Source organism: Gudongella ferriphila (assembly GCF_046224405.1).
GTDB lineage: Bacteria > Bacillota > Clostridia > Tissierellales > Tissierellaceae > Gudongella.
The window spans coordinates 150913-176263 of record NZ_JBJXRK010000001.1 but is presented as its reverse complement, the minus strand read 5'-3'; the positions used below and the strand labels follow the sequence as shown (position 1 = coordinate 176263).

General features: G+C 40.5%; 26 protein-coding genes and 1 pseudogene. All 27 read left to right on the top strand.

The annotated features are described in order from the left end of the window. Positions 1-2: 2 nt before the first annotated feature. The 27 genes and pseudogenes from ACKVDP_RS00930 to ACKVDP_RS00800 all read left to right on the top strand — a co-directional run bounded on the left by ACKVDP_RS00930 (position 3) and on the right by ACKVDP_RS00800 (position 25280). Positions 3-479 (top strand): HNH endonuclease, encoded by a 477-nt coding sequence (locus ACKVDP_RS00930; RefSeq protein WP_409226907.1) that lies wholly within the window; start codon positions 3-5, stop codon positions 477-479. After that, the gene (locus ACKVDP_RS00925; RefSeq protein ID WP_409226906.1) at positions 476-1171 is read left to right on the top strand and encodes a head maturation protease, ClpP-related; all 696 of its coding nucleotides are present in this window, start codon (positions 476-478) and stop codon (positions 1169-1171) included. Before ACKVDP_RS00930 ends, ACKVDP_RS00925 begins: the two co-directional genes overlap by 4 nt. An 18-nt stretch (positions 1172-1189) precedes the next feature. Beyond that, positions 1190-2389: a phage major capsid protein gene (locus ACKVDP_RS00920; protein WP_409226905.1), complete on the top strand. Its 1200-nt coding sequence runs from the start codon at positions 1190-1192 to the stop codon at positions 2387-2389. Between the two features lie 10 nt (positions 2390-2399). Next, entirely contained in the window at positions 2400-2621 is a 222-nt protein-coding gene (locus ACKVDP_RS00915; RefSeq protein WP_409226904.1) for a head fiber protein, read from the top strand. Between the two features lie 18 nt (positions 2622-2639). Further along, complete coding sequence (locus tag ACKVDP_RS00910; protein WP_409227182.1) at positions 2640-2951, top strand: head-tail connector protein; 312 nt, start codon at positions 2640-2642, stop codon at positions 2949-2951. Then, a complete protein-coding gene (locus ACKVDP_RS00905) occupies positions 2948-3283 on the top strand; it encodes a head-tail adaptor protein (protein ID WP_409226903.1) in 336 nt (111 codons plus the stop codon). Before ACKVDP_RS00910 ends, ACKVDP_RS00905 begins: the two co-directional genes overlap by 4 nt. Positions 3284-3288: 5 nt before the next feature. Continuing rightward, positions 3289-3723 (top strand): HK97 gp10 family phage protein, encoded by a 435-nt coding sequence (locus ACKVDP_RS00900; RefSeq protein ID WP_409226902.1) that lies wholly within the window; start codon positions 3289-3291, stop codon positions 3721-3723. Next, positions 3720-4064: a hypothetical protein gene (locus ACKVDP_RS00895; protein WP_409226901.1), complete on the top strand. Its 345-nt coding sequence runs from the start codon at positions 3720-3722 to the stop codon at positions 4062-4064. Before ACKVDP_RS00900 ends, ACKVDP_RS00895 begins: the two co-directional genes overlap by 4 nt. Before the next feature lie 580 nt (positions 4065-4644). After that, positions 4645-6435 carry a reverse transcriptase/maturase family protein gene (locus tag ACKVDP_RS00890; protein WP_409226900.1) on the top strand — a complete coding sequence of 597 codons (1791 nt, stop codon included), beginning with the start codon at positions 4645-4647 and terminating at the stop codon, positions 6433-6435. 133 nt (positions 6436-6568) lie between these two features. Next, positions 6569-7420, top strand: a pseudogene (locus tag ACKVDP_RS13825) (major tail protein); the annotation flags it as partial. A gap of 13 nt (positions 7421-7433) precedes the next feature. Next, complete coding sequence (locus tag ACKVDP_RS00880; RefSeq protein ID WP_409226899.1) at positions 7434-7832, top strand: hypothetical protein; 399 nt, start codon at positions 7434-7436, stop codon at positions 7830-7832. A gap of 269 nt (positions 7833-8101) precedes the next feature. Beyond that, the gene (locus tag ACKVDP_RS00875; protein WP_409226898.1) at positions 8102-8587 is read left to right on the top strand and encodes a Csac_0668 family 2Fe-2S cluster-binding (seleno)protein; all 486 of its coding nucleotides are present in this window, start codon (positions 8102-8104) and stop codon (positions 8585-8587) included. 75 nt (positions 8588-8662) lie between these two features. Beyond that, positions 8663-10846, top strand: coding sequence for a phage tail protein (locus tag ACKVDP_RS00870; protein WP_409226897.1), 2184 nt, complete (start codon positions 8663-8665; stop codon positions 10844-10846). Continuing rightward, positions 10846-11214: a hypothetical protein gene (locus ACKVDP_RS00865; protein WP_409226896.1), complete on the top strand. Its 369-nt coding sequence runs from the start codon at positions 10846-10848 to the stop codon at positions 11212-11214. Before ACKVDP_RS00870 ends, ACKVDP_RS00865 begins: the two co-directional genes overlap by 1 nt. Beyond that, entirely contained in the window at positions 11211-12509 is a 1299-nt protein-coding gene (locus tag ACKVDP_RS00860) for a hypothetical protein (RefSeq protein ID WP_409226895.1), read from the top strand. Before ACKVDP_RS00865 ends, ACKVDP_RS00860 begins: the two co-directional genes overlap by 4 nt. Beyond that, complete coding sequence (locus ACKVDP_RS00855; protein WP_409226894.1) at positions 12502-13419, top strand: discoidin domain-containing protein; 918 nt, start codon at positions 12502-12504, stop codon at positions 13417-13419. The genes ACKVDP_RS00860 and ACKVDP_RS00855 overlap by 8 nt, the downstream gene beginning before the upstream one ends. A gap of 11 nt (positions 13420-13430) precedes the next feature. After that, on the top strand, positions 13431-14900 hold the full coding sequence (locus tag ACKVDP_RS00850) for a hypothetical protein (protein ID WP_409226893.1): 1470 nt from the start codon (positions 13431-13433) through the stop codon (positions 14898-14900). Further along, positions 14901-16256 (top strand): hypothetical protein, encoded by a 1356-nt coding sequence (locus ACKVDP_RS00845; RefSeq protein WP_409226892.1) that lies wholly within the window; start codon positions 14901-14903, stop codon positions 16254-16256. It abuts the gene before it with no gap. Between the two features lie 61 nt (positions 16257-16317). Continuing rightward, the gene (locus ACKVDP_RS00840) at positions 16318-16734 is read left to right on the top strand and encodes a phage holin family protein (protein WP_409226891.1); all 417 of its coding nucleotides are present in this window, start codon (positions 16318-16320) and stop codon (positions 16732-16734) included. Beyond that, positions 16721-17701 (top strand): N-acetylmuramoyl-L-alanine amidase, encoded by a 981-nt coding sequence (locus ACKVDP_RS00835; protein ID WP_409226890.1) that lies wholly within the window; start codon positions 16721-16723, stop codon positions 17699-17701. Before ACKVDP_RS00840 ends, ACKVDP_RS00835 begins: the two co-directional genes overlap by 14 nt. 167 nt (positions 17702-17868) lie before the next feature. Next, on the top strand, positions 17869-19146 hold the full coding sequence (locus tag ACKVDP_RS00830; RefSeq protein ID WP_409226889.1) for a recombinase family protein: 1278 nt from the start codon (positions 17869-17871) through the stop codon (positions 19144-19146). After that, entirely contained in the window at positions 19073-20416 is a 1344-nt protein-coding gene (locus tag ACKVDP_RS00825; RefSeq protein WP_409227181.1) for a recombinase family protein, read from the top strand. The genes ACKVDP_RS00830 and ACKVDP_RS00825 overlap by 74 nt, the downstream gene beginning before the upstream one ends. Positions 20417-20554: 138 nt before the next feature. Continuing rightward, a complete protein-coding gene (locus tag ACKVDP_RS00820; RefSeq protein ID WP_409226888.1) occupies positions 20555-21316 on the top strand; it encodes a DUF2089 family protein in 762 nt (253 codons plus the stop codon). A 16-nt stretch (positions 21317-21332) separates the two neighbouring features. After that, positions 21333-21641 (top strand): hypothetical protein, encoded by a 309-nt coding sequence (locus ACKVDP_RS00815; protein WP_409226887.1) that lies wholly within the window; start codon positions 21333-21335, stop codon positions 21639-21641. A gap of 34 nt (positions 21642-21675) precedes the next feature. Beyond that, the gene (locus ACKVDP_RS00810) at positions 21676-21987 is read left to right on the top strand and encodes a hypothetical protein (protein ID WP_409226886.1); all 312 of its coding nucleotides are present in this window, start codon (positions 21676-21678) and stop codon (positions 21985-21987) included. Positions 21988-22306: 319 nt separating this feature from the next. Further along, the gene (locus ACKVDP_RS00805) at positions 22307-23293 is read left to right on the top strand and encodes a hypothetical protein (RefSeq protein ID WP_409226885.1); all 987 of its coding nucleotides are present in this window, start codon (positions 22307-22309) and stop codon (positions 23291-23293) included. Next, positions 23286-25280, top strand: coding sequence for a RecQ family ATP-dependent DNA helicase (locus ACKVDP_RS00800; protein WP_409226884.1), 1995 nt, complete (start codon positions 23286-23288; stop codon positions 25278-25280). The genes ACKVDP_RS00805 and ACKVDP_RS00800 overlap by 8 nt, the downstream gene beginning before the upstream one ends. Positions 25281-25351 lie beyond the last annotated feature (71 nt).

Genomic DNA, 25351 nt, shown 5'->3' with positions numbered 1-25351 from the left:
ATGTGAGATGTATTGTAAAGAGTGGTCGTTCTTTTATATTTGATCCATCTGACTTTGATTTGGTATCAGAGTATTCATGGTCCGTGGGTAAAGACAGGTATGTGCTTGGCATTAAGAAGGGCAAAAGAGTACGTTTACACAGACTGTTAATGGATGCACCTAGACATTTGGTAGTAGATCACATGAATGGGGATCCCAGTGATTGCAGGCGTGAAAACTTACGGCTAGCGACCCAGCGGAAGAACACCTATAATTCATCCAAACCTAAAACCAATACAACAGGATTTAAGGGTGTATGTTTTGACAAAAGGCGAGGGAAGTATTTATCTTCAATACACCCAAGTGGAAGAACAGTATTTCTAGGATATTACGATAAACCAGAGGAAGCAGCTCAAGCTTATGATAGAGCCGCTTCTTTTTATTTTGGTGAATATGCCAAGACAAATTCTTATAAGAAGGGAAGTGAGGAAAGAAGATGAAGCGCAAATTTTGGAACTGGGTCAAGAATGAGGGTGAAAGAACCCTCTTTTTAAATGGAGAAATTTCAGATGAAACCTGGTATGGGGACGAAGTGACTCCAAAGTTATTCAAGGAGGAACTTGAGTCGGCTCAGGGAGATATCACCGTTTGGATCAATTCTCCAGGCGGGGATGTTTTTGCAGCCGCACAGATTTACAACATGCTGATGGACTACCAAGGCAATGTAACGGTGAAGATTGATGGTCTGGCAGCATCAGCTGCTTCTGTTATTGCAATGGCAGGAACGGAAGTACAGATGTCACCTGTAGCCATGATGATGATCCACAATCCCATGACGGTAGCCATTGGAGATTCAAAGGAAATGCAAAAGGCCAGTGAGATGCTGTCGGAGGTTAAGGAAAGCATCATGAATGCTTATGAAATCAAGACAGGTCTTACAAGAACAAAGATATCCCACTTGATGGATGCAGAGTCCTGGTTCAATGCAAGAAAAGCAGTGGAGCTGGGATTTGCAGATACTATTCTATTTTCCGGTGAGGAGGAGAAAGTGGAGGGTGAACCGCTGGAAGCTGTGATGTTTTCCAGAGCCGCAGTAGCAAATTCACTACTAACTAAGCTTATTCCACCCAAACCAGAGAACAGAACACCTATTGAACAGTTGGAAAAAAGACTGAGCCTGATCGCTCACTAATTTGAGGAGGAAAATGATATGAACAAAATTCTTGAACTGAGAGAAAAGAGAGCAAAAGCCTGGGAAGATGCGAAAGCTTTCCTGGATAGTAAAAGAGGTAGTGATGGTATGCTTTCTGCTGAAGACACTGCCAAATACGACAAAATGGAAGCGGAAGTAGTCAACCTGGGAAAAGAAATCGAAAGACTGGAGCGCAGAGCGTCCATTGACGAGGAGCTTGCCCGTCCAACTTCATCTCCTATTACCAATAAGCCAGGAAGTGCCATGGGCGGAGAAGAGAAAAAGGGTAGAGCCTCCAATGAGTATAGACAAGCATTCTGGAAAGCCATGAGAAACAAGAACAGTTATGATGTTCAGAATGCTCTACAGATTGGTACGGATTCAGAGGGCGGCTACCTGGTGCCTGACGAGTTTGAAAGAACCTTGATTGAGTCCCTTCAGGAAGAGAACATCTTCAGAAGCATCGCCAAGGTCATCACCACTTCATCCGGGGATAGAAAGATTCCAGTGGTGGCATCCAAAGGAACTGCGTCCTGGGTGGATGAGGAAGGTCCGATTCCTGAATCTGATGACGCCTTCACTCAAGTGTCCATTGGTGCCTATAAGCTTGCAACCATGATCAAAGTATCTGAGGAGCTTCTTAATGACAGCGTCTTTAACCTTGAAGGCTACATTGCTAGGGAATTTGCAAGACGAATCGGTGCCAAGGAAGAAGAAGCCTTCTTTGTTGGTGATGGTTCCGGTAAACCTACAGGTGTTTTCAATGCCACTGGTGGAGCGGAGCTTGGTGTGACTGCAGCTTCTGCTACAGCCATCACCGTTGATGAGATTATGGATCTTTTCTACAGCTTGAAGTCACCTTATCGAAAGAATGCCATCTTCGTCATGAACGATGCGACAGTAAAAGCCATTCGAAAACTGAAGGATGGGAATGGTCAGTATTTGTGGCAGCCTTCTATCTCTGCCGGCCAGCCTGATACCATCTTGAATCGACCTGTAAAGACTTCTGCCTATGTACCAACCATTGCAGCAGGGGCCAAGTCCATCGCCTTCGGTGATTTTGGGTACTACTGGGTAGCCGACAGACAAGGTCGTTCCTTCCAGAGACTTAATGAGCTCTTTGCAGCCACTGGTCAGGTAGGATTTAAGGCAAGCCAGAGAGTGGATGGGAAACTGATTCTTGCTGAAGCCATCAAGGTTCTTCAGCAGAAAGCGTAGGTGATGCTCTATGAGTAATGTTAAGAACTATACCGAGCAGGGTGGAGAAAAAACGGTTATCGGTGGCGAGCTTTTAATCACCGCTGAAGGGAAGCTTACTTTTGATGGGGTGGAGGTTAAACCCTCTGCCCTTCAGGCAGAAAGCACCGCAGCTGATGTGCCGGCATTGGTTTCTGATTTTAATGCACTTCTTGCAAAGCTTAAAGCTGCAGGACTTATGGCATCAGAATAGGGAAGGGGGTAGACGGTGATGTCAGCTTTACTTGAGAAAGTGAAAAAGAATCTGATACTTGATCATAATGAGGACGATGAACTCATAGCAAGCTACATCACCGCCGCCACCTCTTATGCAGAAGGATATCAGAAAAAAGTATCGGGATTCTATGAGATAAATCCCATGGATCCTACTACAGAACAGGCTGTCATCATGCTATCATCCCACTTTTACGAAAGCCGAGATGGTAGCACTGGCGGCTTTTTTCAGGATAAGGTGGATGCCAGTGAGCAGGTTTGGCGTGTGGTGAACATGCTCCTTCGCATGAATAGGGATGTGGTCATATGAGTTTTGGAATGATGCAGACCTTTGTTGAAATCTATAGCACCAACTCGGTAAAAGACGAAGAAGGATTTGTGACAAAAGAAGAAGTCCTTTTACTAAAGACCAGAGCCTATAAAGAAAACAGGCATGGCAGTGAAGCCTGGAAAAACAGGGCGAGCTTTACGACAGCCACTGACCTTTTCAGGTTTCGCAAGCCACCTTCCATTGAAATAAGTACGGCTCATGTACTGGTGTGCAAGGGTGAAAAGTATAATATTCTGAGTGTGGAGGATATTCGGGAAAAAGGGATGTATGTCGAGGTGCTGGCGGAAAAAGTGACAGGTTCAAAGGGGTGATGAACATGGCGAAAGCAACTTTCAAGATGCCAGAGGATTTTATCAATAAGCTCTCAAAGCTAAATAACAAGTTCGATGATATTGTACCGAGGGTCCTTCAAGAAGGTGCAGAGCCAGCCATCAAGAAAGCAAAGAGCAATCTAGCCCTTCGCATTGGTCAGGGAACAAAGGGACCATCCCAGTCAACGGGTGAGCTACTAGAATCTCTTGAATCCTCGAAGCCGGTACAGAACTATAAAGGGGATTGGACGCTTCGTGTTGGTATTCCGACAACCAAAGACAGTAAAGGTGTATCCAATGCACTAAAGGCTGCGGTTATCGAGTATGGTAAGTCCGGTCAACCGCCAAAGCCATGGCTCAAGCCCTCAAAAAGAGCATCTAAAAAGGATTGTATGGAAGCAATGAAAAGTGCTCTGGATAAGGAGATTGAAAAACTATGAGTTTACTTGCAGATATAAACCACATACTAGCGCCCCTAAACATTCCTGTGGAGACCGGTGTGTTTTCAGATACACCACCAGAGGAATACTTGGTCATCACACCTATGTCAGATAGGCTTGATCTCTTTGCAGATAATCAAAGCTATATGATCGTGTCAGAAGCCAGATTGTCTCTTTTTACAAAGAAGAACTATAACAAGCGAAAAAAGGAACTGACAAAAGCTCTGCAAGCAGGCGGTATGACCATAACGGATAGGCAGTATGTGGGCTACGAGAACGATACAAAATTTCATCATTACGCCATTGACGTAATGAAAGAATATGAAACGGAGGAAGATTAAATGGCAACAATCGGATTGGATGTGCGCCCAGATAGGGCATGATGTTGTTTTGTAGTGTGGGAACTACACCGTAAGATAACGCGGTAAACCACCTGCCTAACCGAAAGGCGAAAGCTGACACGGGAACAGAGCATGGCAGGAAAGCAGTAAGTTGTTTAAGGCAATATAACACGACTGAACTGCAAGGTAAAGTGGATATAAGGTTTAGGTTATGTTTACCGAATGTGAGTTTCAAGTTTCCGTTCCGATTGGACATAGGAAAGTGCCTGAAACCTATGGTGCAAAGACAAATAAAAGGAGTATCTTGACTCTTATTGTTATCAATAATTTGCGCAACGAGCAGGAGAACCTGTTTTAACGAAACGAAAGCAAAACCGAGAATCCACAATTTCCAACACATCATGCTAACTGGGGATAACCTAAACGGAAACGCCGTAAGGCTATGACCTCTAAGGGTTTGAATATTCCGCAAGGTTACGGAGCGTTCGTAGTAGTCAGGGACGGTAACACCGTCATAAAGGCGAAGGGACGCAGTTGTTCTGTACTAAAATTAAAATTGATTAGGGAGGAAAACCTCAAAATGAAACCAACAATGGAAATTTTAGCAAGCATTAAGGAAAATTCATCGAAAAACAGTGAAGAAGTCTTTACAAGGCTTTATCGCTACCTCTTGCGTCAAGATATTTGGTTTGAGGCGTATAAGAACTTGTATGCCAACAGCGGAGCGGCAACAAATGGAGTTGACAACGACACCGCAGACGGGTTCAGCAAGGAAAAGATAGATAAAATTATCGCTTCCCTTGCAGATGAAACCTATAAGCCGAAGCCCGCAAGACGAACCTATATCAAAAAAGCAAACGGAAAAATGCGACCACTCGGGATACCAACTTTCACGGACAAACTCGTCCAAGAAGTTTTGAGAATGGTCATGGAAGCAGTGTATGAACCAGTATTTCTAAATTGCTCTCATGGTTTTCGCCCAAAAAGAAGTTGCCACACGGCTCTCTCAACTCTCAAAAAGGAGTTTACAGGGGCTAAGTGGTTTGTTGAGGGAGATATTAAAGGTTGTTTCGATAATATTGACCACGCCGTATTGGTAGGGTTTATCAACCAGAAAATCAAAGACGCAAGGCTGATTAAGCTGATTTACAGATTTTTGAAAGCGGGCTTTGTAGAAAACTGGCAGTATAACAACACTTACAGCGGTACGCCGCAGGGCGGAATTATTTCGCCATTGCTCGCCAATATCTACTTGCACGAACTGGACAAGTTTGTGATTACGCTGAAATCAGAATTTGACAAGCCTAATGAAACTGTAAGGACAAAAGAGTATAACCGTTTGTTCACACAGAGGGTCAAACTGAAAAAGCTGATTGATTGTGCGGACGGGGAAGAAAAGCAGGACTTGCTCAAACAATATAAACAAGTGAGAGCAGAAATGATGAGAACCCCATATACTCCGCAGGACGACAAGAAAATCAAATATATTCGTTATGCAGACGATTTTCTAATCGCCGTTAAGGGAAACCGTGAGGATTGTGTGGAAATCAAGAGAAAACTGGCTGAGTTTATCAGCGGAACGCTGAAAATGGAACTCAGCGATGAAAAAACTCTTATTACACACAGTTCAGAAAAAGCCCGTTTTCTCGGCTATGATGTTAGTATCCGCAGGAATAGTTCGATTAAACCCCATGGAAAAGGGCGACCCACACAAAGAACGCTTAACAACAAAGTGGAATTGCTCATACCCAAGGATAAAATCAGCAAGTTTCTGTTTTCAAAAGGCATTGTTAGGCAAAAGAAATGCGATGAGATGTTTCCGATTAGCAAAGTGCCACTCAGGAACTCTACTGATTTGGAAATCATCACCATTTTTAATGCCGAACTACGTGGTATATGCAACTATTATTCCTTAGCAAGTAATTTTAGCGACTTAAATTACTTTAACTATTTAATGGAATATAGTTGTCTGAAAACGCTGGCGACAAAGCACAAAACCCGCATTACGAAGATTAAGGAAAAGTTTAAGGACGGTAAAGGTTCGTGGGCTATTCCTTATGAAACAAAAGCAGGTAAGAAACTTATGTATTTCGCAAAATACACCAATTGCAAGGGTGCAAATGCAACTGATACCGTAACAAAAGCGGCAGTTACAATTGGTTATAACAGAAACACTTTTGATAAACGGTTAAATGCGGATATATGTGAGTTGTGCGGTAAAACAGGCGCAGGAAAATATGAAATTCACCATATTCACAAAGTAAAAGACCTTAAAGGTAAGGAACTTTGGGAACGTGCTATGATTTCAAAGAAAAGAAAAACGCTTGTTGTTTGCCATCAGTGCCACCAAAATATTCACCACCCAAAATGATGAGTTTTCTAAAATTGAAGAACAATGGAGAGCCGTGTACTTCGAGAGGGGTAAGCACGGTTCGGAGAGAGGACTGGACAAACCTGCCATCGAAAGACGGTAAGGCGGTTCTTTCCTACTCTACAGTTTATATTACGCCAAGATAACTGAAGACCAGAATGGCATCGAAACCTATGGTACACCTAAAGTCCTGGCGAAAGCCATGACAGCAGAGCTTAGTGTGGAGCTGATTGAAGCAATCCTTTATGCGGATGACGGAGCATCTGAGGTCGTGAAGGAGTTTAAAAGTGGATCTCTAAGCTTAGGGATTGATGATATTGGGTCCTTGGTGGCACAGGATTTGACGGGCTGTAAAATCGACAGCAACAATGTAGTGGTATCAAGAAGCGAAGATGGCGGAAGTCCTGTGGCCATAGGGTTTCGCGCCAAGAAGGCCAATGGGAAATATCGTTATTTTTGGCTTTACAGGGTCATCTTTAGCGTTCCTGCCACAAGCCTTGCTACAAAAGGAGACTCTATTACCTTTAGCAGTCCCACCATAGAAGGAACGGTGTTCAGACGAAACAAACTAGACGGTGAAAGCAAGCATCCTTGGAAAGCAGAAGTCACTGAAGGGGACAATGGTGTAGCACCATCTACGATTTCCAGCTGGTTCACATCCGTATACGAACCAGACTTTACAGCCGTAACCCCAACCATAACCATAGCAACACAACCAGCTACCTTGACTGAAGTAACAGCTGGTAGTATCACAGGAAGTCTTTCTGTGGTGGCAAGCACCAACACGTCAAATCCTGTGACGTATCAGTGGTATGTAAATACCGTTGACAGTTCTACTGGCGGTACAAGCATCAACGGGGAAACATCTGTCAGCTTTGATATACCAACAGACCTGCTGGCAGACACTTACTACTATTACTGTGTTTTAAGCTCTAGTGGGGCAGAGAGTGTAACAACCTCAGTAGCTACTGTTGTTGTATCGTAAGGGAGGAATGATCATGGCAGATGAAAAATTGAAGATTGATGAAGCTGCTGAAGAAAGAAGCACCACAATCGATATTGGGGGTACTGAGTTTAAATTGGTTCTCACCACCAAAGCTACAAAGGAAATTGCTAAACGGTATGGTGGGCTTGAAAACCTGGGTGAGAAGCTGATGAAAAGTGAGAGCTTTGAACTCGCACTGGATGAGGTTGTGTGGCTTATTACACTTCTGGCCAATCAGTCTATCCAGATTCATAACATCAAGAATAAAGATGATAAAAGAGAGCTGATTACAGAAGAAGAAGTAGAGCTTCTCACCACGCCCTTTGATCTAGCTAACTACAAGAATGCCATTATGGCAAGCATGATGAAAGGCACCAAGAGGAATGTGGAGAGTGAACCCTCAAAAAACTAGGAGGTCGGGTAAGTGATCAGGAACTCTTTACCCGACTGATTTATTATGGAACGACTCATCTAAGTAGAAGAGAAAATGAAGTGTGGCTGATGCCCATCGGTTACTTGATGGACCTTTGGGAATGCCATAAACAGTTTATTGGTATCTCAAAACCAAGAAAGGAATACTACATCGACGATGTTATTCCTGAGTTTCTATAAACTATTCCTATTAAATTTCAATCTTGTCATATATAATAATGTGTATGGCGAACTGAATGGAGGGATAAAATGTCAAATAATACAGGCTGTAGTTGTTGTGGTGACATTGTAGATTTAACCATGACTACTGAAGATATGAATAAGTGTCCTATTTGTAACCAAGAGGGCAAAAAAGTGAAAAATATAACAGTTAAACACCTAGTTAAAGAAGAATATGTAGAATCAGTAGAAACTATGAATTATTCAATTTGTATGAACGAAGATTGTGATACTGTATACTTTAGTGAAAACAAAGGAATTCAGTTTAGCAAAGAGCAAGTAAAAGTTCCTATTTGGTTTAAGAAAGATGCGGACCCTAGGTATGCTTGCTATTGCAGTCAAGTTACTATTAACCAGGTGAAAGAAGCAGTAAGAGATAAAGGCGCACGAAAGATGAAAGATGTATTAGCAATCACAGGTGCTATGAAAAATTCTAAATGCGAAATTAAAAATCCACTGGGAGTTTGTTGCCATGAGACAATTCAAACGGCAATTGACGAAGCACTAGCAGAATAATAAATAAAATTTCATTAATCAAGACACTTCTGATGAGGTGTCTTTTTTCATGCCCTGAAGGAGGAGGTGAGGAGATTGTCAGATTCATTTGGATTTAAGCTTGGGATTGAAGGGGAGCGAGAGTTTAAGAACGCTTTAAGGGATATTAACCAAAGCTTCAAGGTGTTAGGCTCTGAGATGAATCTAGTCACGTCCCAGTTTGACAAACAAGATAAATCACTACAGGCGGTAACTGCGAGAAATGAAGTTCTAAATAAAGAAATTGATGAACAGAAAAATAAAATAAGCACCTTAGAAGCTGCATTGAAAAACGCCGCTGAGTCCTTCGGGGAAAATGACAAGCGTACGAAAGCCTGGCAGATTCAGCTGAATAACGCCAATGCGGATCTTATCAAAATGGAGCGTGAACTTGAGAATTCTGCAGCCAGTGCTGAAGATTTAGGTGAAGAGTTAATAAGGTCTGGAGAAGCCGCAGATGATGCAGGTGGAAGATTTGACAAGATGGGTGGAATCCTTAAAGGCATCGGTGTGGCAATGGGAACTGTGGCTGTGGCGGCAGGAGCTGCAGCTATTAAAATTGGAAAGGAAGTTGTTCAGCAGTTTGGTGAGTTGGAACAAAATCTCGGTGGCTCAGAGGCTGTATTTGGTAAGCATGCAGCTTCCATTCAAAAGACTGGAGAAGAAGCTTATAAGAACTTGGGTGTATCTCAAAGTGATTATCTTGCCACAGCCAATAAGATGGGTGCTTTATTTCAAGGATCCGGTGTTGAACAGCAAAAGAGTCTAGAGCTTACTGAAAAGGCTATGCAACGAGCCGCTGATATGGCATCCGTTATGGGTATCGACATGCAGACTGCGCTTGATTCTGTTGCTGGCGCTGCAAAGGGCAACTTTACCATGATGGATAATCTAGGCGTGGCTATGAATGCGACAAATATCGAAGCCTATGCTCTTGCAAAGGGACTTGATTTCACTTGGACCACAGCTACTCAGGCAGAGAAAGCTGAGGTAGCCATGCAGATGTTCTTTGAAAACACAGAGCAGTACGCTGGAAACTTCGCTCGTGAATCAACAGAGACGGTTACAGGATCTATTGGGCTTTTACAAGCAGCTCTCGGTTCATTTACAGCAGGATTAGGAAATGCCAATGCGGACATGACAAATCTGACAGAAAATCTCGTGGATGCCTTCCAATCAGTGGTTAAAAACATTGTGCCTATCATTGAGAACATTGTGACTGCACTGCCACCTGCTATGGATGCCATTTTAGTTGCACTTGCTGAACTGCTACCAGTGCTTCTAAGTACGGTAACAGACCTCTTTGGACAGGTCCTTGGGACATTACTCAGTTTGCTTCCAGAACTGATTCCAGCAGCTGTGGATGCTGTGATGACCATAGTGGCAGCGCTAATCGATAATCTACCGCTGCTAATTGAAGCAGCAATTTTACTAGTAACTACATTAGTTGAGGGGATAGGTATAGCACTTCCAGAGCTGATTCCATCTGTCGTACAAGCTATCATTCTTATTGTAGATACGCTAATTTCAAACATGGACCAAATTCTTAATGCCGCATTTCAACTTGTCCAGGGACTGGCTACAGGAATACTAAATTCTCTACCCACGCTGATTGAAGCCTTGCCTCAAATCATTAATGGAATCATCACTTTCATCACAAATAACCTTCCAAAGATTATCGAGATGGGAGTAAAACTAACGGTTCAGTTGGCTGCAGGACTCATTAAAGCAATACCTCAATTGGTAGCACAACTACCACAAATCGTTACTGCAATTCTAAAAGGAGTTGGTACCGCAGCAACTTCAATTGTTAGTATTGGGAAAGATATTGTAAGAGGTCTCTGGGATGGTATTTCCTCTATGGTTGGTTGGATTAAAGATAAGGTGGATGGCTTTGTTGATGGGCTTGTTGGTGGTGTTAAAGGTATATTAGGTATTAATTCACCTTCATTAGTATTTGCAGGAATTGGTGAAAACATGGGGGAAGGTATCGGAGTAGGTTTTAGTCATATTATGAACAAAGTATCAAAGGATATGAAGAAATCTGTTCCAACTGACTTTGATTTTGATACGAACTTAAACATGAACGAAAACTTTCAAGGCTTTAGACAAGAGACCAGTGTGAGGTCAATTGTTGAACATACCGGTGTCATTGAAGTTAGAGGAATAAATAATAAGAATGAGCTTACAGGTGTTGTGGAAATAATCATGGACCAATTTAGAAGGGAGGCTAGGATCTGATGATAAGACTTGAAACATCAAATGGTGAAGTTCTTTCAAGGATCTTAAAGGAAGTCTCTCCAATAAAGTGTGCTTCCAATAAACAGGTAAACAGACTCCTTGATGGAACATATCATGTTCAAATTATTGGTAGTCCATTAAAGAGCATGGAAGGAACCATCATTTCATCCAATAATCAAGCGGATAAACTTAATACGTTAATAGACCAGGGTACTCCCCTGGTCTTAATCTTTTTAGATAAAAAGTATCTGATCTATATAGATGAACCGATCCAGTGGAAAAGAATTAATTTTGCTCATGGTGATAAGGATAAAAGCTACTTTGAAGGCATGCTTCTTATGATTATTAAAGAAGAGGTGATGGCATGAGAAGTATCACCTCCCACTTGAATGAAAAGCTAAAAAGCCCTCAGCAAACACCAGCTAACAAGGCTGACCCAAAGATGAGTATAAGGGTAAGCAGGGCCAGGACCACCGTAATGGATTCAGACTACTGGACTGTTGAAACCATAAGGACTGCGGATAATTTAGGGGATATATCCTTGGCTGCAAGAAGAAGAGTTCCCTACGGGTCTCCGGACAGTATCTACGAAATCCACATAGAAGGTGGTATCGTTAAAACCTCAATCAGGAAATATCCTGATTACTTTAAGCTAGGATGGGTTCAGCAGTTTGAACTTGGAGAAGGAAGTGCTGTGGCCATAGCCTTTAACGGTAACTGGCAGCTTCATAGAAGAAAATGGAGACTTGCAACGGATGAGAAGCCCTTTATTTTCTGGGTAGATTCAGATGGAGTCTTATGGAGTCAGCTGTGGGATTTAAGTGAGACAAAAAGGCAGATCTCCTCTTCAGTTACGAAAGTTAAAGCCATAAGAGGCTGGAAGAACGTGAATTTCCCGGACAAGGACCAAGGCGTCATCGTTTCCTATATTAAAACCGATGGGAAGGTATATTATTCAAGCTACTGCCAGACTGTGGACTTTACAAATGTGTGGGAGCCTGAAAGACAACTTGTGGAATTCACTGCCACTGCCATATCCCTTAATATGTTTATCACCAATGACTTTAGGATGGGGTTTACCATTGAGGATTCTTCAGGAAACATCCACTGGATGGTCACAGAGAGAAACTGGGCTGGTATGGCCATAGCAACAGAAACCATAAAGCCATATTTGGAGAAGTCAAAGACAGAACTGATAAAGATTACCTATCATGATGTGTTTGAGCCTGCAGAAACCATTAGGGTCTACTCTCCTTATTCATCGGGTTTAGAGCACATTTTTCATGATGCTTATAATAAATTCTTATGGATCGAGAACGTTGATGACGGAGGCGGTGACTGGGGTAGAACCATACAGTTTGAAACTCTTTACCCAATGCATGAACTACAGGTGGTTAACCTATTTCTGGAAGATGTGTACTTTGGAATGGTGATTCCTGTTGGTAGTGTGACTCATATTGGAGGAACCAAGTATCAAGCTTCAGTGTCTGAGGAGACTCTGGTTGGTATGAACAATGCTCAAGGGAGTGTAAGGCTCACCATTAAGAACCTTAAAACACAGCTTGGTCTTATGATGGATGACTTTTTTATCGAGTTCACACCAGATAATCTGGTGCCCATTGAGATACCGCTACCTGTGGTGGAGGAGGTGTGGAATGAGTAAGAGTGAAGGAAAGAAGATTGCCATTAAATTTAGTGACAGGGTGATGGGAAACCTTGAGATACTTCCTAAACTACCCTTCATCGTTGGAAAGTTCGTAAACCTGTTTGGTTTTTATGCGGCAAGCAGTACTTATTCTTCATACTATCCTTCAAATGCATTTGATGGAGCTACTTCCTCCATGTGGTATACAAGGACGACCGGTGAGCAATGGATTCAGGTAAGTACAGTAAGACCCATAAGACTGGGAGGCTTCAGGTGGTATTTGGGAAGCAGCTATAGACCAAAGGATTTCAAGGTTCAAGGAAGTGACGATGGAGTTAACTGGACGGATCTATTTATTGGAACAAGTGATGATACACAAGGATGGAAGGAATACTATTGGCAGTATTCCGATGCTTATCTTTACCACAGATGGACCATAACCACCAGATATTCAAGCTACCTTTACCTCTATGAGATAGAGGCATTCGTTCATGATGAAAAGGCTATTAAGGTAACTGGAATTCAAAGAGACTTTGTTGGTGGAGAACTTAAGGAAGTAGACTATGCTATTAAGGAAATCGAGCACCACCCCACCGAGGAAAATGCCCTTCTAATTACCTTGCATGACAACTACCAGGAAGCCTTTGATGAAGTAGAAGGTGCAATTACGATTCAATACAAAGGTCAGCTGGGAAACCTCATCGGATATGGTGGAGCTTTGGAGGACTTTACAGTAAGCTTTTATCCAACAGAGCTCATCCCCTCCCCCAATCCTGGAATCGAAGAAATACTAACAGTCTCCGTAAATACTTTGACTGTTCTAGTCTCTATAACCTATCACGATATATTTGACCTTTCTGAAAGAATTCGAGTTGTGGGACTTACCATAACAACCCAGCTGATCTACTCAAGTATTGAAAATCCATAGGAGGAATGATCATGAGGACAGAGATAAAACCAAGGTTTCACAATAGATTTGACATTGTAGTAACTAATGTCGAGACGGGTGAAGTGGAATTAAGAGGCCAAGCTGAAAATATGGTCCTTGATAGGATTTATACCAGGCTTGTGGCCTTTAGCAGTTACTTTGACCAAATCGTATTTGGTACTGGTAGTGGAACCATGGATCCAACAAGAACCACACTTTTTAACCGAGTGGGCAATAAACCTTGCTCCACCGTAGAGCTGATCAGGGCATTTCCTGTATCTAAATGGACCAAATCCATAAGGCTTGAAGCGACTGAGTTTAACGGAAATATTCTCACAGAAGTTGGTATCAGCGAAACAACAACTAGTATTAACACCCACGCCATGATAACAGACGCAGAAGGAAATCAACTAACCATAGAAAAGACACCGGTAAGGATCATAGATATTTATGCCACAGTGTTTGTTGAGTTTGATGAGTTTACAGATGGTGGTGAATGGTATACAACTCTAAGAGACTATCTAGCTGGTGCAGGAAGTGTACCCTCTAACACCTTGGCCATATCAACCAGCAAATATCTATGCCAGCCCAATGTTGGCATGAGTGCCACAGCTACCACAGATGCTGTAGCGAGAACAAGAAAGCTAAATTGTCAGTTCAGCAATTATGCAGTTCTTGGAATCGAGGCTACAGGCAGCAGATACTTCGGTAAGACCTTCAAGGATAGAAAACTGGACATCCCAGTGGATAGGCTGATATGGACAGGTGTTGGCTCTCTTCCTGTGACTTACGATGGAGATATGTATTATGAGTATGTGGTTTCTGCGGAGGAAGCCGCAGCCAACAAGCTGTTTCTAAACTTTAAGACAACTGATATTGAAGAAGTCAAGGTAAATGGAAATGTGATCACAGACCACTACTTCACCGAATTTGGAGATTTTAACTATGCAAGCGAGGAATTTAGTTTTCTTGATGTCCTTGTTATTCCAACATCTTATGCAAAATGGACTGAGGTTATCAATAATCATTATTTCCACACCGGGACAATTAGTAGTACGAGACAATGCGGGATGGTTGAGCTTTATTCAGAGGAAGGCTTTAATTTTGTTATCAGCTTTAGGACAAGGCAAGGTTATGCCAGAAGCTACTATGATTTTGCCACAAAGGATAACTCTGAAGATGCATGGGTCAATTACGTTACCGGATTGGGATATAGTTCCAATGAAACTACCTATAGATATATCCATATCAACACCACTCAGAAGTATTTGAGAATTAACTGCTACATCACAGAAGGCTATGGAAGCATGGAGTTCTTCGATTGGCAAAGCTACCTGCTTCCAATTATGAAGTTCAATACTACAGTTCTTCAAGAAGGAGATATCGTGCTCATTAAAAGGCACCATATCAACGAGATACCTAAGGGTACCAATTATCTTCTTAATGCCGAGGCTGTTTTAGTACTTGGGGAGGGGGTTTAATTGGATCTTGTATTTTCTACAACAGGAATAGTTGGTCAGGGAAAATACCCTGACTTTCTTCAGTTTCCAAAGACAGAAGGGCAGCTTTTCTATCTGACAGGTGAAGAATTATATGGAAAGCCTACTGAAAAATTGAACGGTGAGTATAGCTCTCCCACCTGGCTCTCTCCTATAAAGATCAGTCCTGATGTTACAATCAAGCAGCTAGAGCTTCAAATTCTTCAGGGATTTGGTGTTGTGGGAAGCTATAGAACCTCTGATACCCATAAGCTATTAATCTATGAGTTTACTTTTGAAATGGAGCGATACCTTAACAGCGGTTCCATTAAGCATTCCATGGATACCCCTATTGCTTCTTTTACCTTAAGTCTTGATAATCCTATGAATGAAAATCCTGAGTATGAAGGTAATGTGGCCATATCAGAAGAATCAAGTCTTCTTTCTCCTGGTAGCAAGGTCGAATTTGAATTAGTTTTGGGAGATAGTGAACCTTACCCAATGGGAGTATTCTATGTGGATCGAAGCAATTTTTCTCTTCTATCTGAAGCTGTCAGTGTGGATGGTAGAAACATAATCGGAAAAGCCCTAGGGGATCAGAGCTTTGATGAGGAGAACTCATACTCATACATGGTCCTTCATGAGATTTTGAAGGATATACTGTTTAGGGCGAACATAAGCTCAGATGAGATGCTTGTAGAAAACACCAGCACTTATGCAGGCTATCAATTTGATGCGAATATGAGCTGTCTTGAAGGGATCATGGAGATTCTAAAGGCTCTGGATGGTTGGCAAGTAAAAGAACTTGTAGATGGAACGGTAGTAATAGGTTCATCAAACTATGCTGGCTTTACAAGAAATACCACCTACACCTTTTACAGGGGTAAAGACATTTTTACAAGAAGCATTGTACGGGATGATCAAGAAGCCTATAGACGAGTATGCGTCCACAACCAAGACTTCTCACTTAAGGTTTATAAGGATGTTGAAACCTATACCGGATGGAACTTACAGGCAAATAAAACTCTGTATGTGAATGTACCTGAAGGAACCTCACTAACCGATGGTGAAAGCTATGCAAACCAGATAGCTCTAAGCCTTCAATATGTGGGTAAGATCGAGAGTTTTTCAGGGCCTTTTAGGCCGCAGCTTATACTTGGAGACGAAGCAGTAATCGTTAGTGATAAAGGTTCTTCAAACCTTGGACTCATAACTGAAATAACTCACAGGTTTGGGAAGGACGGATTCTACACTGATTTTACAGTGGACAGCGGAGGAAGAATTGGAAAAGGAAGACTTAGTGACTACATCGGAAAGATAACAAAAGATAAAACTAGCAGTAGCAGGGTTTATGAATAAGAACTGATGCCTTATAAATAGGGCATTTTTTTATACACAAAAATGAAAGCGAGGAAATTACATGAGAGATATTTGGACTTTTATTCAAATGGCTTTTGCAGCCATTGGTGGTTGGCTTGGTTGGTTTCTTGGAGGATACGATGGGTTTTTATATGCCCTGATCGCCTTTGTGGTGATTGACTATATTCTTGGAGTGATGTGCGCCATTTTGGAAAAACACCTGTCCAGCGATGTAGGTGCTCAGGGCATCTTCAAGAAAGTGGTGATTTTTTCTTTGGTAGGGGTAGCCCATATCATTGATCAGAACATCATCGGAGATGGCAGTGCCATTAGGACTGCAGTGATTTTCTTTTATCTATCCAATGAAGGAATCAGTATTATTGAAAATTCAACAAGACTTGGACTTCCAATCCCGGATAAGCTAAGAGACATCTTGGAGCAGTTAAAAGACGGAGGGGATAAGGATGGCACTAAGTAATTTAAAAACAAAGTACATGACCAGAAATGATTGTTATACAGCCGGAAGAAAGATTAAACCTAAAGGCATTATGGTTCATTCCACTGCAACACCTGGTGTGATGGCTGCTGATTGGTTCAGCAGATGGAACAAATCCTATAAGGCTGGAGAAATCAACCGTCAAGTCTGTGTCCATGCCTTTCTGGACGATAAGGAAATCTGGCAGTACCTGCCTTGGAACCATCGAGGTTGGCATGCAGGAGGAGATGCGAATAATACCCACATCGGTTTTGAGATATGTGAGCCGGGTGGGTTTTCTTATTCTAAGAATCAGATGGTAGGCTATGATGCAAAGAAAAATGAAGTTTACTTTAGAAAAGCATGGCAAAATGCAGTAGACCTTTGTGTGTTCCTCTGTAAAGAGTACGGTCTAACTGAAAAAGACATCATCAGCCATGCAGAAGGGAATAAAAAAGGGATTGCATCAAACCACTCCGATGTTGGCCATTGGTTTCCAAAGCATGGAGAGAACATGGATACCTTTAGGGCAGCGGTAAAAAAGGCTCTATCAAAAACGGATGAAAAGGTCCAAAGCTTTCAGATTGGTGATGTGGTTTCTATTAAGCCGTCAGCTTCTAAGTATTATCCCGGTGGGCCTACTATTCCGGCATGGGTCAAAGAGCTTCACCATAAGGTAACACAGACGGAATTCAACAATAAGCCAGTAATTCATGCAAGAAAGCTATGCGTCCTTCTTGGTAAGCGAGTGGATAAGAAAACAAAGCAGGAATCAGCGGGCATTATGACATGGGTAAATGAAGATGAGCTGATTCTCGTGGATCGTATTAAAGATGACATCGAGGAAGATATCCAGTCAAAGAAATACTATAGAGTACAGGTTGGGGCTTTTAGCAATCGTGAAAATGCAGAAAACCTCATTAAAGAACTGACGAAAGCCGGCTTCAAGTGCTATGTGAAATACGAATAAAAATAAGGCTAATCAAACAAAATTTAATGTTTGGTTGGCCTTTATTTTTTGCCGGTTAGCTGTTTGCTAAGACTGATTATTAATGGGGTGGAAACCCTTGTAATGCTTGACTTATAGGGGCTTTAGAGTGATATATAGACTACCCCAAATAGAAAGGAGGACGCAGCATGCGAGTTAGGGTAATCAAACCGATTGCACCAAAAGAGAAGAAATTAAAAGTATGTGCATACGCTCGAGTTTCAACAGATAGCTTGAAGCAGGAAGACTCTTTAGAAAATCAGTCATCGACCTATGAGCGTAGTATTACATCAAATCCTGCCTATGAATATGTAGGCATTTATGCAGATCAAGGCATCTCCGGTTACTCAGAAAATAGACCAGCATTTAAATCTATGATTGAGAAAGCCAGGGCAGGAGAGATTGATCTCATCATTACAAAGTCGGTTTCAAGATTTGCACGAAATACCGTCACCGTTCTAAAAGTTGCAAGAGAACTTAAGGAACTGGGTGTCGGTATCTTTTTTGAAGAACAAAATATCAATACGTTATCAGGGGACGGTGAAATGATGCTTACTGTCCTCGCTTCTTTTGCCCAGGAAGAGTCCAGAAGCATGAGTGAAAACAACAAGTGGACCATGAAGAAGAAATTTGAGCGGGGTGAGATTATGGTCAACACCAAGCGCTTCATGGGCTATGACAAAAACGAGTATGGTGAGTTGATCATCAACCCTGAGGAAGCAAAGATCGTACAGAAAATTTTTGACATGTACCTTCAGGGAATTGGGTCATTCAAAATAGCTGCAAAGCTAAATGAAGAGGGGGTTCAGACGATAACCGGAAAGAAGTGGCAGGATACTACAATCAGAGGGATGCTAAAAAATGAGAAGTACAAGGGGGATTGTATTCTTCAGAAATACTACACTCCTGAAAACATGAGAGGAAGAACCGTCAGGAACAACGGTGAGGTTCAAGCCTACTACATTGAAGAAAACCATCCAGCCATTGTAAGCATTGAGGACTGGGAGAAGGTTCAGGAACTCATGGAAAAGCGAAAGAGAAAAAGAAAAATAGGTACAGGTGGAGTAGAGAAGTACAAGAACAGATACCCCTTATCGGGGATGCTTATTTGTCCACATTGCGGAAAGGCCCTAAGACGAAAGCAGGTCTACAACAAGCGCATTGAGTGGTGGTGCTCCACCTACATTACTAAAGGAAAATCCACCTGCAAAGGGATAAAGATAGCTGATGAAATCGCATCAAAGAAAAACATTACAGAGCAAACAGTGATAGAGGAGGTTATGATCGATGGCGAGAAGCATTACAGTTATACCAGCAAGACAGACTACGACAGGGGAATCAGAAACGAACCAGATGCCCCAGCTACAAAGAATGGCAGCGTACTGCCGAGTGTCAACAGACAACGAAGAACAGCTATTAAGCTATGAAAATCAGGTAAGATACTATACGGAACACATCAACAACAGCCCACTTTATACTATGGCTGGAATTTATGCCGATGAGGGGATTTCAGCCACCAATACAAAGAAGCGTGAGAACTTCAATCGGATGATAAAAGACTGCAGAGAAGGGAAAATCGACATGATTATTACCAAATCCATCAGCCGATTCGCAAGGAACACACTGGACTGCTTGAACTTTGTCAGAGAATTGAAAGAGCTAGGTGTAGGAGTCATATTTGAGAAGGAGGCAATAAACACACTTGATGCCAAAGGAGAGGTGCTACTCACCATCCTCTCATCCCTTGCCCAAGATGAAAGCAGATCCATCAGTGAGAACTCCACATGGGGGATTAGAAGACGCTTTGAGAACGGACAGTTCAAGATGAGCACTAAGCGTTTTCTAGGCTACGACACTGATGAGAATGGCAAGCTGGTCATAAATCGAGAGCAGGCTAAAATTGTAGAGAAGATTTACGATGAATACCTATCAGGCAAGACTGTTGACCACATCAAGCGAATACTTGAAAGAGAAGAGGTGAAGAACTGGAATGGAACGACCAAGTGGCATGCAAAGACGATTCAAAGCATGCTTCAGAATGAAAAGTACAAGGGCGATGCCATTTTGCAAAAGAGCTATACCGTTGATTTCCTGACTAAAAAGCGAGCAAAGAATGAAGGCCATATTCAGCAGTACCACATCGAAGAAAACCATGAAGCCATTATTGATCCGCTGATTTGGGAAGCGGTCCAGCTGGAATACGATAGAAGAGGCAATTACATCGAGGAACATGGGACCAACTCATATTCACACAATCCAGAAAAAAACTTCTTTGCAGGAAAAGTAGTCTGCGGAACCTGCAATCAGGCATTCACGAGAAAAGGCTGGAAGTCGAAGAACAGCTACAGAAAGGTATGGCAATGCCAAGAACGCTACAAGGTCAAAGGGGTACAGGGCTGCACCAACAGGCACATTGATGAAGTGATTTTGATTGATGCCTTCATCCTTTCATGGAATGCCCTCCTTGATAACAGAGAAGAACTAAAAAAGAAATGGGAAACCACCGCAGAGTTTGGAAACCCACTGGAACAGTACAGGGCTGTTCAGTTTGCAGATTTGACCGAAGGGGCGAAACACATCAAAGAAATCGGTACGGACTTCATCTTAAGAACCTTGGACCATATCAAAGTCTTTGAGACGGGAAAAATTATCATCCGCTTCATGGATGGAACTGAGATGGAGTGTAATGGGGAATAAGCAGTATGAGCAACTGATTTAGGGGTGATCCTAAGTCAGTTGTTTTTTATTAAATTCAAAGTAGTTGGAAATAATATTAACAACTATATTGACAACTACTAATAACATGTATATACTTTAACTATTAGGAGGGATATTATGGTAAGAGAATTAGTGGCTCAATGCCCAAGATGCAGTGAAAAATTGATAGCAACAAAATTGAGTTGTAATAATTGTGAACTAGAATTAAATGGTGATTTTCCTCTAAGTAAATTTGACTACCTATCTACAGATGAAATTGACTTTATAGAGAGCTTTCTTAAGGCACAAGGAAACTTCAAAACTCTTCAAAATGAAAAAGGTCTATCATACCCTGCTGTAAAGAAAAAATTCAGTAGCATTTTAGCAAAATTAGATTTGTCTCCCACAAATAAAGAAGAGAGGAGTGAAAGCAATATGATGACCGTGGATAATCAGCCAATTACAGAAAATGATAGCTTGGTCGTAAAAAGAATAAAAACAAAATTGAATGATAGTGGTGGTATTACTTCCATTCCACTGTATAGTGGAGATCTTTGTGAAATAGGTTTTGACCCCAACGGAAAGGGACTAGTGTCAAATAAGATTCCTGTACCTAATCAACTTCTTTGGGAAGTGTTTGATGCAGCTGTTGAAGTTGTGATTCAAAATGGGGGCAAAGCTATGAAGGGTAAAGCTCGTTCAGGTGCTAAACTTGGAAGTGATGACTTACCGCTAGATTCAGTAGAAGGCTATATAGCACATAAGGTGCATGGTGCACAAATAGGAGAGACAGCGTTTGGACCAGGATTTGTAATAGCTGCCATTTTGGACTGGGCGGAGGTTTGTCATAATGATAGAGGGTATCTAACAATAAATCAAAGTTTTATGAGTGAAATATAATAATGGAGGTTGTGAAATGAGTTCGTTAGAAAACAAATTCCATGAAGAAATGAATAACATATATTTTACTGCTAAGAAAGAACTTAAATATAACGCTTCGAGATTTGTTCAGCTTGTGGCAAGGGAAGGTGGACTAAAAGCTGCAAAACAACTTATCTCTAAAAGTGGAGGTACTTATGGATTTGAAGTTCTTTGGGAAAATAATCGTCTTGACTTGTCTGTGGAGGCATTAGTTTTAAAGCCTGAATATAATGACTTCTTTACTGATGAAGAAAGAGAAATCTGCCGGAAAAGATTAATAGAATTCGGATATAAGTTTGATTGAGTTTGATAAGTTTATTGAGTAAAGAGGTGATGATATGGCAATTAACTACAAGAAATGTCCTAAATGTGGTTCTCTGAATGTAATCAAGATCCTCTATGGGATGCCAACTCATGAAGCTTTTTTAATGGCTGAAGAGGAGAAAATAAAACTTGGTGGCTGCTGTATCACTGATTCTGATCCTGAATATTACTGTAAGGACTGTGAAAATGAATGGGATAGACAGACAGCCATTGATAATGCTTACAAGGAGATAAAAGGAATCACAGCATCCGTTGGTGGTTACTTTGGTGGCTATTATGAAGTGGAAATAGTTTTCAAAGTAGAAAGCTTAAATGGAACCATTTAGGTGACGGCTCTAAAGATTATTATGCAAAGATAATCCGGCAGAACACTCTTGATAAGTTTATTGATGAGTTGAAATTGCTGGATCTACTAAACTGGAAGTCTAAGTATATTGAACCTGGCGTTTGTGATGGAACTCAGTGGAGTTTAGAAATCATCAAAAGTGGTCGAAATATAAAAAAGTATGGTGATAACAAGTTTCCGGGTGAGTGGGATCAGTTTTGCAGGTTAATAAAGAAGATTAGCGGGAAGAGTTTTAGTTGATCACAAGGAAGTTTTATATAGTGATGCAAATTTAAATTAATAGAAATGGAGGGGGAAAAATGTACACACATCAAAAGGAGAGAAATATAGAGGCAAAATGCTATGAGTTCGAGCATGTAGAGCAGGTGTTGGAAGCGATTCGAAATAATTTTAGTAAATATTACGATGAATTTATCAAATCAGAAGCTGGCAATGCTGTAACAGCTGATGATGTCAAAAAAATTGCTGGAAATTTAGGTGTTAAAAATGTAAAAACAAGCAATAAGGTTAATCATAAGGAGAAATTTATTAACATTATTAAGGAATGCATTAGCAACTTTGAGCGGGACAGAGAAAAGTACGTTGCAATTTTTGATGAGGAATCTCTAGAGGAATATGAAGATGACCCACAATATTTTAAATCTACAGTTCTTAAAAATGAATGTCCTATTATTCACTCTACGATACATAACAAAAGAGCAAAAGAACTTGATAAATATCGTTATGAATTTAATGTCTCAGATCCGAATGAATTATTAAGAGTTGTAAGTAATTTGCACAACTTTGCAGAAGAATACTACCACGAAATATATGATCAAGAATCATACGATCAAATAAATAACTATGAAGATCTAGGATATGGAATACTTGATACAGATGATTATACGGTTTACGGTGTCATTGGTGGTGGGATAAAAACTCACATGCTTTATAAAGTTTATCCAGCTGTTTTTCCAAATAGAAGCAGAGATGCTATATGGGCACTTTGGTATTTAACTGATAAAAATACATTTGGCTGCAAACAAGACTCCGAATTTCTTATGATAGATATTAATAAATTTATTACTCAGCAGAATTACTTCTACCCGTATGAATTATTTGCTTATTATGCACATCAAATATTTCAAATGCTTAAAGAGAAAGCTGATTTAAATGATGTTTATTTGGACCCTGAATACAGGTATGTATTTGTCGACTCTTTCTTGGGGTATGTTGCGCAGAAACATGATGAGGAAATATCATTTCTGAAGCAACAGATACGAGATGGAGGTTTTGGCTATGCTTAATCTTGATTTAGAATTTAAGAATCATTTTCCAACACTATCCAAGGAATTTGAAGAAAACAATTATTCTTTAAAAGCTTTTCAAAAGAAAGTTATATCTAATGTTGTTGAAAAAGATAATACCCTTTGTATTATGCCCACAGGCGGTGGGAAGTCTTTAATATACTGGATGTCTGGAATATTAATGGGTGGAATAACTATCGTCATATCTCCTTTAATAGCGTTAATAGATGAACAGGCTGAAAAAATTGAGGAGCAAGGGTTCAATGTCTTAAGTATTCATGGAGGTATGAGTTCTGCAAATCAAGAAAAAACACTTTTAGATTTTGCAAATGGTATTATAACACCAAAGTTCATTTTTGTTAGCCCTGAAAAAATTGCTACTGATGGTCTTTTTGAACACTGTATTAAGAAAAGAAAAGATGAAATCAAACTTCTTGTGATTGATGAAGTTCATTGTGTAAGTCAATGGGGGACCAGTTTTAGACCTTTTTATAAGAGGATTCCTGACTTCCTGGAACGTGTCTATGGAACACAGGAAGATAAGCCAAGGACTTTAGCTTTGACTGCAACATTAAACCCAAAGGAAGTAGTGGATATATGCACGGAATTTCAAATAGATAAGAAGAACATAGTTAGAGACAATCTTTTAATGAGGTCTGAAATATCTCTTAAAGTACTTAGGTTTATCAATGAAAATGAAAAAGAAGATAAGTTGTGGGATATAGTAAAAATCCATAAGAATGAAAAAGTACTTGTTTATGTATATAGAATTGGGAGCGAGAGAGGGGTAGAAAGATTAGCTGAGAAAGCTTCTGATAAAGGGTATAGGTCTATTCATTTCCATGGCGAAATGACTTCCAAAGAAAGACAAGAAGTTATTTCAAAGTATAAGGAGAATGAGATTAACTTAATTTTTGCAACAAACGCCTTTGGTATGGGAATTGATATTCCAGACATCAGAGTAGTTATTCATTATATGATCCCGGAATCAGTTGAGCAATATTACCAAGAGATAGGAAGAGCCGCTAGAGATGGAGGAGTTGCCAACGCATATTTACTATATTCTAACAAGAACGTTGATGTAAAAAGAAAATATTTCATAGAAGGTTCTTTTCCTGATGAAGAAAAAATAAGAAGAGTTTATAAGAAAATAGCTGAACAAGGATTAGGTCTAAGAACTTTGCCATATTTTGAAGACGAAGAGATACAACTTTGTTTGCCATATTATTTAAATAGTGGGGTATTGGCAATCAAGTCTAAGGGGTTTTCTGGACTTAAAAATTTAGATGATATAAAAGAAAATAATTTGTTAGACATTATAAATAGTACTAAAACAAAGAATTTGATTTCTACAGTAAAGAAAACAAAGTTAGATGTTCAAACCATTATAGACAAGGTTTATGAAGCCGTTGTCACAAATATGGCTACAACGAAAAAACCGCTAGATAGACGGTTAGTGGTTGAGGTACTTCAAGAGGAAATATCAGATGAGAAAATGAAAAACATCATGGATGAGATAAATGAAAAATTGAAATATAAGCACGAGCTGCTAGATTACCTTGTCTATCTAATAAATGAATGCGATTCTTCAAACGAGCTACATCAAGAGATAGCCAAATATCTAGGTGTAGAAAAACACATGCTTAATAGAATTTATTCAACAGTTAAAGGAGATAAGGTTAGGAGTAAATCAGAAGTTATCATTGCCAATCTTCTAGCTGATAATGGCATCATTTATGAATACGAGAAAAAATTAGAATATGCGAATGGTCGCTGGATTGAACCTGACTTTACCATCATAAAAGAAGATGGAACTGAGCTGTACTGGGAGCATCTAGGAATGTTAGGGGTTGAAAGTTACGATAATAGGTGGCTTAAAAAGCAAGACATTTATGAAGAATATTTTCCTGACAAGCTAATCATTACCTATGAAGGGGCTAATATAACCAATAATGCCCTTGATGTTATTAAGAAAAATAACTTCTAATTCAATTAACTAAATATAGGTAAAATTAATAGTTATCTTAGCTCGCAATATATCTTGACTTTACAAAAATT

What these genes read in the sequence shown, in the direction of transcription:
- ACKVDP_RS00925 (WP_409226906.1), top strand. Translation starts at nt 476, where the DNA reads ATGAAGCGCAAATTTTGGAACTGGGTCAAGAATGAGGGTGAAAGAACC.
- ACKVDP_RS00920 (WP_409226905.1), top strand. Translation starts at nt 1,190, where the DNA reads ATGAACAAAATTCTTGAACTGAGAGAAAAGAGAGCAAAAGCCTGGGAA.
- ACKVDP_RS00915 (WP_409226904.1), top strand. Translation starts at nt 2,400, where the DNA reads ATGAGTAATGTTAAGAACTATACCGAGCAGGGTGGAGAAAAAACGGTT.
- ACKVDP_RS00910 (WP_409227182.1), top strand. Translation starts at nt 2,640, where the DNA reads ATGTCAGCTTTACTTGAGAAAGTGAAAAAGAATCTGATACTTGATCAT.
- ACKVDP_RS00905 (WP_409226903.1), top strand. Translation starts at nt 2,948, where the DNA reads ATGAGTTTTGGAATGATGCAGACCTTTGTTGAAATCTATAGCACCAAC.
- ACKVDP_RS00900 (WP_409226902.1), top strand. Translation starts at nt 3,289, where the DNA reads ATGGCGAAAGCAACTTTCAAGATGCCAGAGGATTTTATCAATAAGCTC.
- ACKVDP_RS00895 (WP_409226901.1), top strand. Translation starts at nt 3,720, where the DNA reads ATGAGTTTACTTGCAGATATAAACCACATACTAGCGCCCCTAAACATT.
- ACKVDP_RS00890 (WP_409226900.1), top strand. Translation starts at nt 4,645, where the DNA reads ATGAAACCAACAATGGAAATTTTAGCAAGCATTAAGGAAAATTCATCG.
- ACKVDP_RS00880 (WP_409226899.1), top strand. Translation starts at nt 7,434, where the DNA reads ATGGCAGATGAAAAATTGAAGATTGATGAAGCTGCTGAAGAAAGAAGC.
- ACKVDP_RS00875 (WP_409226898.1), top strand. Translation starts at nt 8,102, where the DNA reads ATGTCAAATAATACAGGCTGTAGTTGTTGTGGTGACATTGTAGATTTA.
- ACKVDP_RS00865 (WP_409226896.1), top strand. Translation starts at nt 10,846, where the DNA reads ATGATAAGACTTGAAACATCAAATGGTGAAGTTCTTTCAAGGATCTTA.
- ACKVDP_RS00860 (WP_409226895.1), top strand. Translation starts at nt 11,211, where the DNA reads ATGAGAAGTATCACCTCCCACTTGAATGAAAAGCTAAAAAGCCCTCAG.
- ACKVDP_RS00855 (WP_409226894.1), top strand. Translation starts at nt 12,502, where the DNA reads ATGAGTAAGAGTGAAGGAAAGAAGATTGCCATTAAATTTAGTGACAGG.
- ACKVDP_RS00850 (WP_409226893.1), top strand. Translation starts at nt 13,431, where the DNA reads ATGAGGACAGAGATAAAACCAAGGTTTCACAATAGATTTGACATTGTA.
- ACKVDP_RS00840 (WP_409226891.1), top strand. Translation starts at nt 16,318, where the DNA reads ATGAGAGATATTTGGACTTTTATTCAAATGGCTTTTGCAGCCATTGGT.
- ACKVDP_RS00835 (WP_409226890.1), top strand. Translation starts at nt 16,721, where the DNA reads ATGGCACTAAGTAATTTAAAAACAAAGTACATGACCAGAAATGATTGT.
- ACKVDP_RS00830 (WP_409226889.1), top strand. Translation starts at nt 17,869, where the DNA reads ATGCGAGTTAGGGTAATCAAACCGATTGCACCAAAAGAGAAGAAATTA.
- ACKVDP_RS00825 (WP_409227181.1), top strand. Translation starts at nt 19,073, where the DNA reads ATGCCCCAGCTACAAAGAATGGCAGCGTACTGCCGAGTGTCAACAGAC.
- ACKVDP_RS00820 (WP_409226888.1), top strand. Translation starts at nt 20,555, where the DNA reads ATGGTAAGAGAATTAGTGGCTCAATGCCCAAGATGCAGTGAAAAATTG.
- ACKVDP_RS00815 (WP_409226887.1), top strand. Translation starts at nt 21,333, where the DNA reads ATGAGTTCGTTAGAAAACAAATTCCATGAAGAAATGAATAACATATAT.
- ACKVDP_RS00810 (WP_409226886.1), top strand. Translation starts at nt 21,676, where the DNA reads ATGGCAATTAACTACAAGAAATGTCCTAAATGTGGTTCTCTGAATGTA.
- ACKVDP_RS00805 (WP_409226885.1), top strand. Translation starts at nt 22,307, where the DNA reads ATGTACACACATCAAAAGGAGAGAAATATAGAGGCAAAATGCTATGAG.
- ACKVDP_RS00800 (WP_409226884.1), top strand. Translation starts at nt 23,286, where the DNA reads ATGCTTAATCTTGATTTAGAATTTAAGAATCATTTTCCAACACTATCC.